11 protein-coding genes are annotated in these 13,519 nt (G+C 64.7%); 7 read left to right on the top strand and 4 right to left on the bottom strand.

The annotated features are described in order from the left end of the window. Positions 1–42: 42 nt before the first annotated feature. The 3 genes from NP777_RS00270 to NP777_RS00260 all read left to right on the top strand — a co-directional run bounded on the left by NP777_RS00270 (position 43) and on the right by NP777_RS00260 (position 1,968). Complete coding sequence (locus NP777_RS00270) at positions 43–369, top strand: hypothetical protein (RefSeq protein WP_256647918.1); 327 nt, start codon at positions 43–45, stop codon at positions 367–369. A 958-nt stretch (positions 370–1,327) separates the two neighbouring features. Further along, positions 1,328–1,474, top strand: coding sequence for a hypothetical protein (locus NP777_RS00265; protein WP_256647917.1), 147 nt, complete (start codon positions 1,328–1,330; stop codon positions 1,472–1,474). Between the two features lie 50 nt (positions 1,475–1,524). After that, positions 1,525–1,968: a hypothetical protein gene (locus NP777_RS00260; RefSeq protein ID WP_256647916.1), complete on the top strand. Its 444-nt coding sequence runs from the start codon at positions 1,525–1,527 to the stop codon at positions 1,966–1,968. Positions 1,969–2,048: 80 nt separating this feature from the next. Here NP777_RS00260 and NP777_RS00255 read toward each other — a convergent pair whose 3' ends face one another. The 4 genes from NP777_RS00255 to NP777_RS00240 form a co-directional block, all read right to left on the bottom strand. After that, positions 2,049–3,014: an SGNH/GDSL hydrolase family protein gene (locus NP777_RS00255; RefSeq protein WP_256647915.1), complete on the bottom strand. Its 966-nt coding sequence runs from the start codon at positions 3,012–3,014 to the stop codon at positions 2,049–2,051. Positions 3,015–3,326: 312 nt separating this feature from the next. Continuing rightward, a complete protein-coding gene (locus NP777_RS00250) occupies positions 3,327–4,850 on the bottom strand; it encodes a hypothetical protein (RefSeq protein WP_256647914.1) in 1,524 nt (507 codons plus the stop codon). 522 nt (positions 4,851–5,372) lie between these two features. Then, positions 5,373–7,370 (bottom strand): DUF2264 domain-containing protein, encoded by a 1,998-nt coding sequence (locus NP777_RS00245; RefSeq protein ID WP_256647913.1) that lies wholly within the window; start codon positions 7,368–7,370, stop codon positions 5,373–5,375. Beyond that, the gene (locus NP777_RS00240; RefSeq protein WP_256647912.1) at positions 7,367–8,350 is read right to left on the bottom strand and encodes a hydroxyacid dehydrogenase; all 984 of its coding nucleotides are present in this window, start codon (positions 8,348–8,350) and stop codon (positions 7,367–7,369) included. The genes NP777_RS00245 and NP777_RS00240 overlap by 4 nt, the downstream gene beginning before the upstream one ends. A gap of 261 nt (positions 8,351–8,611) precedes the next feature. Between NP777_RS00240 and NP777_RS00235 the strand changes: the two genes are divergently transcribed. From NP777_RS00235 to NP777_RS00220, 4 genes are all read left to right on the top strand, one after another. Then, positions 8,612–9,490 carry a helix-turn-helix transcriptional regulator gene (locus NP777_RS00235; protein ID WP_182469834.1) on the top strand — a complete coding sequence of 293 codons (879 nt, stop codon included), beginning with the start codon at positions 8,612–8,614 and terminating at the stop codon, positions 9,488–9,490. 384 nt (positions 9,491–9,874) lie between these two features. Beyond that, positions 9,875–10,729 carry an ABC transporter permease gene (locus NP777_RS00230; protein ID WP_182469869.1) on the top strand — a complete coding sequence of 285 codons (855 nt, stop codon included), beginning with the start codon at positions 9,875–9,877 and terminating at the stop codon, positions 10,727–10,729. Positions 10,730–10,791: 62 nt separating this feature from the next. Then, positions 10,792–11,655: a carbohydrate ABC transporter permease gene (locus NP777_RS00225; protein WP_256648607.1), complete on the top strand. Its 864-nt coding sequence runs from the start codon at positions 10,792–10,794 to the stop codon at positions 11,653–11,655. 107 nt (positions 11,656–11,762) lie between these two features. Next, a complete protein-coding gene (locus tag NP777_RS00220; protein ID WP_256647911.1) occupies positions 11,763–13,424 on the top strand; it encodes an extracellular solute-binding protein in 1,662 nt (553 codons plus the stop codon). Positions 13,425–13,519 lie beyond the last annotated feature (95 nt).

Raw genomic sequence — 13,519 nt, 5'->3', positions numbered from 1 at the left:
ATTGGAGTTCTGGCGGCCGCTGCGGTGATATCGCTGGCTTCCGTGTCAACGGCGGAAGCAGCGATCACCGACGTGCAGTCACCGGGCAATGCCACGGGTGCGCGCTACGACAGCGCTGCCAACCGGTTCACCATCTGGGACAACACCTACGACGATGACCGCGCTGCGACCCTGTACGTGACGAACGTGGCCACCGGCAGCTCGTTCACCCACAACCACGGCTGGATCGCCCAAACCAGCCAGTCCACGAGCCGGGCCATCCCCTCGACCTGGAAGTCCGGACAGGAGATCCGGTTCTTCATCTGCGACCACTCGATCTACGGCGGCAGTGGGCGGCGCTGCTCCGGCACCGCCGTGGCCTGGGTGTAAAGGGCCACTCTCTGCGCGCAAGGCCATCCGAAGCACCCCGTGGTCGCTGCACCGGTGAGGAGCGACCACGGGGCGGGCAGACCGCGGCTGATGTGCCGAGCGCCTCCCGTGCCCCCGGAGGCCCCGTGCGGGTGACCGCCGCGCGACCGGGCGTGACCCCTTGGCGTCTTTTCCCTGGTCACTGTCGTGTCAGCCGGACGTTAGTGGGGCGGCGGAAGGCGGGACGACCGCCACCATTGTCCTGATGAACAAGGGCTCCTATTCCTGCAGGATCGGTGGTTTCCCAGACCAGGGCCCTCAAGATCGAGTGGCCCCTGGGAGAGCGACAGCCTCGTCGACCAGCGCAGCGCCACCCACCCCGGCACCTTCGTCAACCCCATCGGCTGACCAGCGCCCAGCTGTGCCATGAGGATCCACTAGCCCCGCTGCCCTGGTGTGTGACGGCACCAGGGCAGCGGACTTTCCACTCCACGGATCCGCTTCGGCTACCACGCCTACGGTCACAGGCTCCTTCCTCGTTCTTTACTCTTCGGCGCGCTGGCCGCCGACCGGGTTGTCGGTCGCCCGATGACGGCACGGGACGGCGAGGCCGTCGCGTGCCAGAGCGGGCCGCGGCGCCTGGCCGACGAACTGGAGCCTGTCTGGGACTGGTGGCTGACCGAGGTACAGCCGACCCTGTGCGACTTCGGCATGACCGTGGAACCTGAGCGACAGTACGTATGGCGCCGGGACCCGGCAGTGGGGCCGCGATGGCCGCTCCAGAACCGCGGTCGGGCCGGGGCGTAAGCCGCGCGCCGGCCTCCCACCCCGGCGCCTTCCCACACTGCTGAGGCGATCCTGGCCGGGCGTGGACTGGCCAGCGGCCCGCTGTGCGGCGATGGCCTGGTCCGCCGGCTCCCATCCATGTGGATCCCGCGCAGGTCGCTCCCGCCGCCCCGGGCACGAAGAAGACACCGATGTGGTCGCCGCCGATGTACGACTGTCCGGTGCCCTGACAGCCCTGCTCGCGGCACTTCCCTCTCTGATCGAGGAGATGGAACGGACCGTGCCCGGCGAAATCGACGACCCGCACTGCTCCCGTTTGATCGACCTCACCGACTGGTGACTCCTGGGGAGCGTCACCTCTGACTCCGCTGACTGGCCGCGCTCCAGGCGGTGCAGCAGGCGGTGTCGGAGTACCGGTGGTGCGGCCTGGCGATGCTGGGCCGGACGGAAGAAGCCGAAGCCGAGGCACGGCGGGCGTACGTGACCGAGCAGAAACCGCCGCTGGTTCCGCGCGAACCCGAGCGGCGCCGACACGGTGGCCGCTACGAGGCAGGTCGCCGACGCCGCCCGGGAACGCACCGCCGATGGCCGCTCGGACTCGGCACCGCGATCTCCCGGATGATGACCGAACGCGGCATGGTCGCCCTGGCCACCGACGGCGACATAAAGCTGCGCTGGAGCACGCCGAAGCTGATCGCGGCGGCCAACACCGAGGTGCCGGGCGGAGCGTCAGGCCAGCAGGCCGGAACGGGTCCTCGACCCGCGGATTGCGACCGCCATCGAGCGGAAGAACGCAGGCTCCTCCATGCGGGAGCCGGAAGAAGCCTTCGGTAATGGGCAGGCCGCGATTGAACTACGCAAAGCCTGGCTCACCAGCCGCGCCACCGCCGCCGAATCCGAGGGGCGTCACGCGTTCAATGCCGCGCAGTCAAGTATTTCTGAACTGAAGTCGCCAGGTTGACGGAAATCTTCTCCTGGGCGGCGATGGTTGGATGGGTGCCGTCCGTTGTCTCTGTCGCGATATCAATCCAACCGGACGTATCGATGTATATCACCTTCGCATCCCCGGTGGAATTTCTTGCGGTCACTATTTCGGATATCTCATTCCTGTGAGATCCGTTGAAGGGGGACATTGCGAAGAGCGTCGCGTCTGGGTAGTACGCCCTCGCGTTTTCGAGGAAGGCGGTATATGCAGGCTTGAAATTCTGCGCCTTTTCACCGGTTGAAGGGTCGTTTGTGCCGAGATTGATCACAAGATAGTCGGGTGTGTACTGCGAGGTGTCCCATTCCGGAACACTCGATTCGCCCGGGGTGTATTCCGACAGCTTGGTGTAGCGGCTCACCATCCCTGTCGTGTCCGGCCCGCCGGACCCCGCCGCCACCGCTATCCCTCCAAATGCAACGGTGTTATGCGAAAGGTTCAGCAGTTCAGGTGTCCTGAAACTGAACGAATTCCCGAGCGAATTGACCAGTCCTGGCCCGATGTACCCCACCGAAATGGAATCCCCTACAAACTCCATGGTTGGTCTTTTTGTGAAGGGTGTCGTGCTTGCGCCATGGTCGATCTGACAGTACTTCATTCTCGGGAAGGATTGCTGGTACTCCGAATAGATCCGCATCGAGTGCTCCCCTTCTTTGAGGCCCGATGCGATGGTCAAAGTGTCCTTCGCGTTGATATTTCGCTGGAATGCTCCTCCGTCCACGCTGTAGAGAAGCCTGCAAACATCCTCAAGCGCCACGGAAAGGGAGGTTCCCGTAAAGCTGAGTTCGAGGCCGCTTTCGTAGTATCCGTTAACGTATCCGTTCGGTTTTTCTCTCCACCGGCCCAGGTAACGGATATTCTTATCGCTCATCGGAACCAAGCCCTCGGCGTATGACACCGAACCATCCGCGTGAAAGGCCGGTTGCGTCTCGGACGTTGCTGCTGGGCGGATGGAGACGCTAGGGCGCCCTGCCGAGACTGCGGGACTGGGTGTACCCAGAACAATCCCGCCCGCAGCGATTGGCGCTGCTTTGAGCAGCACCCTCCGGCCGATCCCGCCGGTGCCTCTCTCTCCGGGCTCGTCATCTCGTTCAGGCATACCGCCGTCTCCTTTGATGTGTTTTACGCCTACGAGGTCCAGGGGCGCGTCTTGGGCCCAAATAGCCACAACCAGTTCATCGGCCTGTGGCTGAGCGGGTTCGCGGAAACGTCAGAGGGTCGGTCGCCCCAGTGTTCCGGAACTGGTTCGAGGTATTTCTGCGATGGCGTCCAGACGTAGCGGCCTGCCCGCGTCCCTGATTTCGAACAGCGTCGGGCAGATCCAGCCGCCTTCATCGAATTCGTTCCAGGCGTAGATGAGGACCGTGTTGGCCGACGCATTGTCCGGATGGCTATGGTTCCAGCGCACGGCGCCTTGCAGGTGTGTTGCGATTTCATTAGGTGTTGCCTGTTGTGTCCACTCATTCTTGAACCCCGTATAGTTGGGCTCCCAGGAAAGCGGATAGTCGTACCGTGTGCGCTTGTCCCAACCTGTCGAAACGGTCGGGACGACGTTTCCTGCCGCAGTTGCATACTGATTCCACAGGCCGGCTTCGGCGTCGGCGAGTTCAGAATACGGCCGGCCATTTTGCTCGCCAGTCGCGTAGCGGCTGACCGCGTCGGCACCCACGGCGGCCTTGAGGTCGGCCGCGCCCTGTGCGGTCCACGCCATGACCACAATGTACGGATCAGGTAGCCCAGCCTGTGCACAAGCGGCCCGCATCGTGGCCACCTGATCCACCGTGGCCGTACTGAAGAAGTACACGAGTGGCCGTCCACCGAGTACGCACTGGTAATTAGGCTCGCTGAACTGTGCCACGAGGCGCGGAAGATTCGTGGCATAGCTGCCGGTGAAGTTGCCATCCAATATGGCACACCAGTTGACATCCCCCCTTCTTTCGCTGGAAAGGTACAACTCTCTGGCTCGGGCCAGCGGTTGCTGCGGATAATAGAGGAAAGCCCAGTAGTCGATTCCGGCATTCTTGGCGTATTGGATCTCCTGGTCCATGACGCCCTGGAGCGTGGCGTCGCTGTTGACCGACTCGGTCACCCGTGTACTGACATCGTCGATGTAGAGCTCGCAAGGTGAGCCCTCGCTGGTGCCGAAGACGAGAGTGTCGAGCACTGCCGTGGATTCGCGGAACGCCGCATTGCGCACCTTCCGTATCCCGTCCACGAAGATATCGACGAACGGCGCGGCAGCTTCGGGGGGCGCAGGATCGATGACGATCTTGATCGAGTACCACGTATCGCTCTCGATGACTTGGACGACTTTCCAAGAGCCGTCAGGCGCACGGTGGACAAGTTCCTTGGCGCCGGCGTCGCCCCGGGTTGCCAGATCGACGGCGACAGACGAGCCGCCGCTCAGGCTTGCGCGGGCCCCTTGGCCGGCGGCTGCCTCCTTCCACTGCCACTGCACGGTGACAGCACGTGCCTGCGCGGAGAACGTGTGGGCCATTGTCGCCGCCGTGGGCCCGGACGAGCTCCGCAGCCGAACGGACTTGCCGGTTCTCCCGGATACCTCAACGACCGACGCGTCGGTACCGGTTGGTGCCTTTACGACCCAACCGGCAGGAGTGGCACCGGTCGTTTCGCCGTCGAAGCTCTGGTCGATCAACACTGGCCGCGGAACCGTGATGTCGGCATAGAACGGAAGCCGGAAGTGGTACTTCTCCGGCGACAGCGTACGGTTCACGCCGCTTCCGTAGTGAGAATCTCCGCCCACCCAGGCGTCCCATCGAATCGCCCCGACCAGGGTCTTGGGGGCTTGTGGTCCTCGCCCGGCAGCTACAGCCGCAGTCGGCACCGCGAGGCCGAGGACGGCACCACCCGACACCGCGGTCGCCACCCTGAGAATGTCCCGGCGACTCGGCTTGCCGGCAGGAGCGGAATCTGAATTATTCGCTGTCATCGTAAATTCCCCTGGGATCTGAGATGTGCCCTACGCTTCCGATCTCTTCGGCTGAGGCGAAGGCAGGCAGCTTATGGCGCCTATCGCTGGCGACCTGTCCGTAAACCCGCAGCAGAAACCCGCAGCAGAAACCCGCAGCAGAAACCTGCAGCAGACCGTATCCCTCGCCAGAGAGATTGACGCCGGGATCATGTTGGGTAGTTGTCGGACAATCTTGCCGACTGCCGAGCGCCGCGGTGGCTCAGGCCGACCGCGCCATGCGCCGCAGGCACGGCAGGACCGACGCCGTCGATCACACAGACAAGGTCAGTAACTGGTGGTCTGCGCCTTCCCGTCGGTTGGGTGCATGGGCAACATGAGCGTTGTGGGTTCGCCGTTATGCCAGGAGACGACTATCCGGTCTCCTTGGCCGGCCATGTCTTCCACCGTCACCAGGGGAGCAGGGCCGTGGTCGGCCTGGCGGGACAGTACGACCACAGCGACGACGATGTCACCGGCAGATACCGTCCGTGTCGCGAGCCACGGCACGCCGGTGTACTCACCGAGGGGGCTGGACCCCTGATCGACGGCGACGCCGGCTTCGTCCAGTCCACGTACTCCCTGGACGAAGGAGCGCAGATCGTCGCTGGCTGCTTCGGCGATCACGGGCTTCTCGTACGTGTCCGAGTCCGACCGGAGCGGGCTGGAGGAGGCGATGGGCCAACCCCCGATGCGAAGTCGCACGGCCGATGTCGGGCTATCGACTCGCGCCAGTCGTACCTCCACACCGTCGCGAACGACGGAAGCGACGGTGAGGACCGGGCCGGGGGTGACAGCACCGGCGGGGCCCGTTCCGGGGTTCGGGCCGGTCTCGTCGGCTGCGTCTATCCAGTGCACAGGCCCCTGCGAGGCGGCGACGAGCACACCGTCCGCCAGTTCCTGTGCGAGCAACGTACGGAACCCGCTTCGATGACTGGCCCTGCCGGTGGCGTCCAGCAGTACCACTGTGTTGTCGACCGGATTGGTGACGGACGGGCCTGTGAGCGGGGGCGAGGTCGCCGTGGAGTAGCCGAGCCGGGTGTAGAGCGGGGAGTCGGCGGCGGCCTCTCCGGGGCGCGAAATGTCCGTGCCATGGTTGAGCACGGTGACGAAGCCGTCCGACTGGCGGGCGGACACCAACCAGCCGGGTGCCTCGACCACACGGGCGATGTCGCCCGTCTCGATGGGCAGTGGTCGCTCGACGTCGGCCCACACCGCGTGGTCGGACGGAAGGAGGAGGCCGAGCATGCCTTTCGCCGCCCAGTACGGAGAGCCTGGTCCCGAATAGGACTGGCGTATCCGGGGCCAGGGGCCGTGCCATCCGAGGCTGAGCAGGCCGTCCGGTTCGAGTGCCCCGTGCGTCGCGAAATGCGAGACGATTCCGCTGGCCGCGCGCCGGAGCAGCCCCGGCGGTTGCCGGCCCGAATCGGTGATCGCGGACACCCACAGTGGGGCGGCCGCGGCGAAGCGATAGGTGAGGCTGCGACCTTGAAACAGGGGTGCGCCGTTGGCGCCGATGAGGCGCAGTACGTCATCGGTGTATCGACTCAGATCCGCGGCCCACTGGTCACGGAGCGGTTGGGGGCACAGTGTTCCGGTGACGTCGAACAGGCGCGTCCACAACATCGGGTACAGGTGCAGCGCCCAGCCGTTGTAGTGGTCGAACAGCCGGCCGTGCCCATCGGCCAGCCAGCCGTTCGCCGCCCGTAGCGATGCGTGAAGGGCGAGGCTCTCCTCGATCTCCGTGGCGGACCAAGGGCCCCCGACCTCGCGGAGGAACGATTCCACGACGATGCGGAACCATGTCCAGTTGTTCTGCGGATACCACTGTCCCAGCACGGCGGACAGCCAGTCGGCGGTCTGCTCACGAACGCGTGGGTCCAGGCGGTCCCACAGCCAGGGCCGCGTCGCCTGAAGACTCAGCGCGATGGAAGCGGCTTCCACCTTCGCCTGGTGCAACCCGTCGTCGGGACGTGGCCAGGCCTCCGGCGACGCCGGATTCGTGCCCGCGGCCAGGCCCTTGGCGTATCTCTCGAGGTAGTTCCGCGGATCGTCACCGCCGCGGCCGGCCACGAGGAAGCCCGCGATCAGAAACGTGCGGGCGAATCCCTCCAGGCCGTCGGAGATCGGCCCGCCGGCGCTGACCGGACCGGGAAGGTCTATCCGGGCGCCGCAGGGGGAGCGGTAGGGCTCGACGGCGGTCAGCATCCGGTCCGCGAGCCGCTCCCAGTGTTCCCGTGTCCATCCGGTGTACGGGGAGCGGGTGAAGTCGAGTGGGCTCGTCATGCTTGTACCGCCAGGCTCTGTCGGGTGACGGGGTGCAAGGGGGGAAGTCCCGCCGCGTACCGCTCGAGTTCGGTGAGTGCCGCATCCGCCATGGTGTGTGTCTCTGTCCCCTGGGATCCTGCTATGTGCGGGGTCAGCAAGACGTTGGGAAGGTCGTAGAGGGGAGAGTCCGCGGGAAGCGGCTCGGGATCGGTGACATCGAGGATGGCGTCCAGTCGTCCCGACGCGCAGGCGTGTTCGAGTGCCGTGGCGTCCACCAGTGCCCCGCGGGCCGTGTTGATCAAAGTGGCACCCGGCCGAAGCCTCGCCAGTTCTGCCGCGCCGATCATGTGCCGGGTCTCGGGCAGCAACGGCGCGTGCAGTGACAGGACATCGGCGCGCGGCAACGCCTCAGCCATGTCGAGCAGTTCGGCACCTGCCGCGTGCACCTCCGCGGGGTCCGCGAACGGATCCACCACGAGAATCGGTCCCTCGTGCAGCGTCCGCAGGAGGGCTGCCACGCGGCGTCCGATCCTTGAGAACCCCACGATCACGACCGTGCGGTCGCGCCCGCTCAACTCGCCCCGGCGATCCCGGTAGGTCACGTCCTCCCGGTACTTCCGAGCGTCCTGGGCCAGGAAAGGAACCTTCTTGAAGGACCACAACACGGCGGCCAACGTGTACCGGGCAACGGGCTCGGCGTTGGCGTCCGCGGCGGTGGTGACCACGATTCCGCGGTCGAGGACCCGTTCGTCGACGTGCCCCCGCACGCTGCCGGCGGCGTGGAAGACGGCACGCAGTCGCGGCGCGGCACGGAGCACGTCGGCGTCGAGCGGCGGGCATCCCCACGAGGTGATCAGCACCTCCACCTTCGCCAGCCGGGAGCGAACGTCCTGGGAAGTCAACTCATCGGTCACCAGCGGCTCGGCGACCGTTGCCGCGGCACGGAGACGTACGAGCTCGGGTTCACCGAACTGAAGGCGCAGGGAGTCGCGCGCCATGGCCAACAGCGTTTCCGGGCGGCATCCGCGCGGCTGATCGGCGACAGGGTCGTGCGCTGGAGGCTTGTGCATTACAGCCCCCTTGTCAACGGCGTGGCCGTCACGGGAACCGGGTGTCGAACTTGGTATATGAACCTGGGCCATTGCTCTGTCACGAACGTGATGTTATTGAAGAGGGTGTGAATATCATGCAGGGCTGGATTGTGCGGAAGTAGGACGAAGTTGCCTCGTGGGTCGCGATACAGATATGAGCGTGCAACCGTGTTCCGCTCGGATGGGCTGCCGGTCTGGGCCGATCGTCATGAGATCACCGCTGACGTGGCCGCCCATGACCACGACTTCCTGGAGATCGCCCTCGTCACCCAGGGACGTGCCCTCCACGTCTCCGTCGATGGTGACCACTCCATTCGCCCAGGCAGCGCCGTAGTGATTCCGCCGAATCAATGGCATGCCTACCGGGAGTGTGAGGATCTGGTCGTCTTCGACTGTTTCGTGGCGCCGGAGCTGGTACACACCACGCTGCCCTTTCTCGATGCCGAGTTGCCTTTGATGGCCGGTCTGCACGCCTCGACCCTGCCGCTTCCCCAGCGGGTGCAGCTTGGTTCGGGCGACCTGAGCGCGGCGATCGCAGAGCTGTACAGCATGAGCGACACCACGTCAGGGCCGCGCTCCCGCGTCCAGATCATCGGGCACCTCTTGATCTACCTCGATCTTCTGAGCCACGCGTGGGTCGCCGAGGACTCCGTGGAGCGTCGTCGGCGAGCCAAGCTCCACCCTGCGGTGTCATGCGCTGTGAAGGTGATGGAGGACGACCCCGGTCGTTTGTGGACCCTTGCCGAACTGGGCGCTCTGACCTCGGTGGAGCGTACGTACCTCGTCCGGTTGTTTCAGCGCGATCTCGGAGTCTCGCCGATCGCCTACCTCAACCAACTGCGGGAGCAAGCCGCGGCCCGGCTTCTGGTGCAAACGGATCAGGCGGTCGCGAGGATCGGAGCGCAGCTCGGTTGGGGAGACGCCGGCTACTTCGCGCGGCGGTTCAAAGCCGCCTACGGGCTGACGCCCTCTGCCTACCGCAGGCGCGCCCTCAACGGCCAGGGCTGGGACCACTACCCGACCGACTCGGAGCCCACAGAGCAGTGACCAAGAGCCGCAGCACGGCGGGGGAGGCGCGTGGCGGCCTCACCGTTCCCTCGGCAGGCTCCCTCGGCTGTCGGCTCCAGGACAACTCTGTCCGACTCTCGCCCAATTCAGGCCATGGTGACGGCCAAGTTTGGCCAATAGTGTCGCGACCGTGACAGAGCAGCGTTACTCCCATGTGAACTCCGCCGGAAGATCTCGCCACTCGGGATTCTCGGCATGAGCGGGCCGGAGACGGGGCTCGCCGAGATCGGCTCAACGGGCCGTGAGGCCGGCTGTGACGAGTCTCCAGGCGTGGCCCGTCCGGACGAACCTTCCCCGCGGCGCGGAAGACAGCGTTTTGTGAGGCTCGGGCGACTCCGACGTGACCGGCTGTTCGTCCTGCTCATGCTCCCGGGGCTGGGCTACTTTCTGGTATTCCACTATGCGGTTCTCTTCGGCAACGTCATCGCCTTCAAGGACTACATTCCGTTCGACGGGTTCTGGGGGAGCGCATGGGTTGGTGTCCGGAATTTCACCGATCTGCTCGGTGACCCGGGCTTTTGGCATGCGGCCCGCAACACGGTCGAGATCGCCGGGTTGCAGTTGATCTTCTATTTCCCTGCCCCGTTGGCCCTGGCTCTGCTGTTGCACAGCCTCACGTCGAACACCCTTCGACGGTTCGTGCAGTCGGTGGTGTACCTGCCGCACTTCATGTCCTGGGTAATCGTGGTCGCCATGGCTCAGCAGATGCTGGGCAGTGCCGGTCTTTTCAATTCCGCACTGTCGGGAGCCGGGCTGCACACGGTCGACATCATCGGAAACCCGGAACTGTTCAAGCCGCTGACCGTGCTGCAGGTCATCTGGAAGGACTGCGGCTGGGGAACGATCATCTTCCTTGCCGCACTCACCCAGGTCGACGATCAGCTCTACGAGGCGTCGGCCATCGACGGGGCAGGCCCGTGGCGGAGGTTCTGGCACATCACCCTGCCCTCCATCCGGCCCATCATCATCCTGCTGCTCATCATGCGGATCGGGGAGATCCTCTCCATCGGCTTTGAACAGATCCTGCTGCAGCGAACAACTGTGGGTCCCGACGCAGCGGAAATCATCGACACCTTTGTGTACTACAAGGGAATTGTCGGCGGAAACTTCGGCTTCGGTGCTGCCGCCGGCCTCTTCAAGGGTGTGGTAGGGGCGATCCTCGTCTACGCCGCAAACAAGATCTCGCACCGCCTCGGGGAACAGGGAGTCTACAAGTGAGTGCTGTCAGTGGGACTCGCCCCAGAATCCGTCGGCCGGCCAAGCAAGTGCGCCCGGTCTGGATGGAGAAGCCTCGAAAGGTCACGCTGGCCGCAAAGGGCGCCGCTCTCGCGGTGATCATCCTCTTGGTCCTGATGCCGTTCCTGGTCGTCATCGCCACCTCGCTGTCGTCCACGGAGTCCGTCGTGGCGAACGGCGGTTGGGTGGTGTGGCCCAGCGACCCGTCTCTGCAGGCCTACCGGCAGATTTTTAGCGGTGGCATCGTCACCCATGCGCTGTGGGTGAGTATCGGGGTCACGGTCGTCGGGACGGCAGCGAGCATGGTGTGCACGGTCATGCTGGCCTACGCGCTCGCCCGCCCCAAGGTCTTCGGCGGCAAACCCATGCTGCTGCTCGTACTCTTCACCTTCCTCTTCCCGCCCGGAATGATCCCGACCTATCTGATGGTCAAGAACCTTGGGCTGCTGAACAACTACGCCGCGCTCATCGTCCCGGTGCTGATCAGTGTCTTCAACCTGGTGGTCCTGCGGGGGTTCTTCCAATCCGTTCCGGAGGAACTGTACGAGGCGGCCCGGCTTGATGGTGCGGGAAACTTCAGGATCCTCGTGGCCGTGGTACTGCCGCTTTCCAAGGCCGCGCTCGCGATGGTCTCCCTCTTCTACGCCGTGACCTACTGGAACTCATGGTTTCAGGCGTCGATCTACATGAATGACGACCACTGGCCGCTCCAGCAGGTGCTCCGCACCTACGTCCTGAGCGGCGGTCAGATCGCCAGTTCAACCGGCGCGGGCGACGCGGCCATGGCAGCCCCGCAAACCATTCAGATGGCCGTCCTGGTCGTGGCGACGGTGCCGATCCTGCTGGTGTACCCGTTCCTGCAGAAGTACTTCGCCAAGGGCGTGCTCTCGGGCGCCATCAAAAGCTGAATTCAAGCCGGACCCACTTCTGAGGCCCGCATATGCGGCGGCCCGTCACTCGGCTCGAGACATGGGCCATAGGCGTCAAGCACTCTTCTTGAAGGGAACGTACGACCATGCACACCCCCTCCCGCCGTTCCGTGTTGCGCTCCATCGGCATCGCCTCCGCCGCCATCGCCGCACCTCCCTTGCTGAGCTCCTGCAGTACCTCCAGCTCTTCGGGCAACGCCGCCAACGCGGGGGCGGAACTGGCGCCGTGGCCGACGTACGTGGCGAAGGCCACCGTCACCCCGGACCTCAAGGGCGACGCCGTCACCGGCATCCAGGACACCTACCTGAAATACCCCTCCGAGCTCACCAAGGGAACCTCTGAGACTCCCGGCGACGGCTCCACGCTCAAGGTCATGACCATCACCTATGGCACCGCACCCACCCCTCGTGGGCAGAACAAGTACTGGCAGGCCATGGAGAAGGCTCTCGGCGTGAAGATCGACTTCGCCTCGGTGCCGGCCGCGGACTTTACGGCAAAGATGGCCACCTTGATGGCCAGCGGTGATCTCCCGGACATCCTGAACCTGGCCGGCGGGGCCACGCTCCCGCACGAGGCACCTTTTGTCCTCAAGACAATGGCCAACATCTCGGAATTCGTCTCCGGTGACGCCGTCAAGGACTACCCCAACCTCGCGAATATTCCGACCGGTTCCTGGCGGGCGGCAGGTCGCTTCCACGGCGGCATCTACGGTGTCCCCATTCAGCGAGCCAGACCGGGATTGGCCCTGTGGATCAACGGCACCAACTTCGAGAAGCACGGCTTCCGCCCCGACGACAGCGGGTACAGCCGCGAGGACTTCACGCGCCTGCTCCAGGAACTCACCCACGGCAGGAAGTACGGGATCGGCGCGGCGAAGGACAACGCACTGAACTGGTTCGGTGCCCACGCACAGTTCCACGGAGTGCCGAACACCTGGTCGGTATCGAACGGAAAGTTCAGTACCTATTACGAGAGCCCTCGCTTCAAGGAGACGCTGGCGTATCTGCACACCTTGTGGAAGCGGAGGCAGTACTACCCCGACTCCGCCTCGACTGCGACAGTCGACCTCAAGACGCAGTTCTACAACGGAACTGTGCAGTCCTACACGGACAGCTTCGGTGCCCTCCCGACAACGCTCAGTCAGGTGCGGGGTTTCAAGGCGACCCCGATGATCTCCTACTCCGCGAACGGAGTTGACGCCACTCCGTGGGCGGGACCGGGGTATGCCGGGTACACCGTCATCAACAAGAAGCTGTCGAAGGCGAAGATCAAGATGGTTCTGAAGGTGCTGGATTTCCTGGCCTCACCTTTCGGGACCGAGGAGTACCAACTCCTTATGTATGGCGTGGAGGGCGTGCACTTCACCTACAACAAGAACGGCGACCCGATGCCGACGGCCCGTGGCAGGACCGAGAACGTCGTCAATCTGCCGTTCTATTTCATGTGCAGCGCACCCCAGGTGCTGTATGTACCCAATGCGCAGGAAGAGATCAAGGCGGCCTACGAGTGGCAGCGTCAGACCTGCCCCAAGTTGATCGACAATCCGGCGACCGGTCTCCGCTCCAATACTCTGAGCACCGCGGGCGCCACGCTGAGCCAGTCCGTGGACGACGCGATCATCGGCATCATCACCGGGCGTCAATCCGTCAATTCGTGGGACACCGCGGTGAGCGAGTGGAAGTCCGGGGGCGGCGACAAGATCGCTTCGGAATACGAGTCCGAATATGCGGCGGGTACGACGAAGTAGTCTGATGCGCACCGAAGCCGGCTGAGACGTCGTCCGGCTCGGTGCGGCTGGATGGGTGAACGTCTGAACACGGGTGGCCCGCGCCGGCTCACCCC

It is taken from the genome of Streptomyces rugosispiralis (assembly GCF_024505145.1).
Lineage (GTDB): Bacteria > Actinomycetota > Actinomycetes > Streptomycetales > Streptomycetaceae > Streptomyces > Streptomyces rugosispiralis.
This window is presented reverse-complemented; position numbering and strand designations above follow the sequence as displayed.

What these genes read in the sequence shown, in the direction of transcription:
- NP777_RS00245 (WP_256647913.1), bottom strand. Translation starts at nt 7,370, where the DNA reads ATGACGAGCCCACTCGACTTCACCCGCTCCCCGTACACCGGATGGACA.
- NP777_RS00240 (WP_256647912.1), bottom strand. Translation starts at nt 8,350, where the DNA reads ATGGCGCGCGACTCCCTGCGCCTTCAGTTCGGTGAACCCGAGCTCGTA.
- NP777_RS00230 (WP_182469869.1), top strand. Translation starts at nt 9,875, where the DNA reads ATGCTCCCGGGGCTGGGCTACTTTCTGGTATTCCACTATGCGGTTCTC.
- NP777_RS00225 (WP_256648607.1), top strand. Translation starts at nt 10,792, where the DNA reads ATGGAGAAGCCTCGAAAGGTCACGCTGGCCGCAAAGGGCGCCGCTCTC.
- NP777_RS00220 (WP_256647911.1), top strand. Translation starts at nt 11,763, where the DNA reads ATGCACACCCCCTCCCGCCGTTCCGTGTTGCGCTCCATCGGCATCGCC.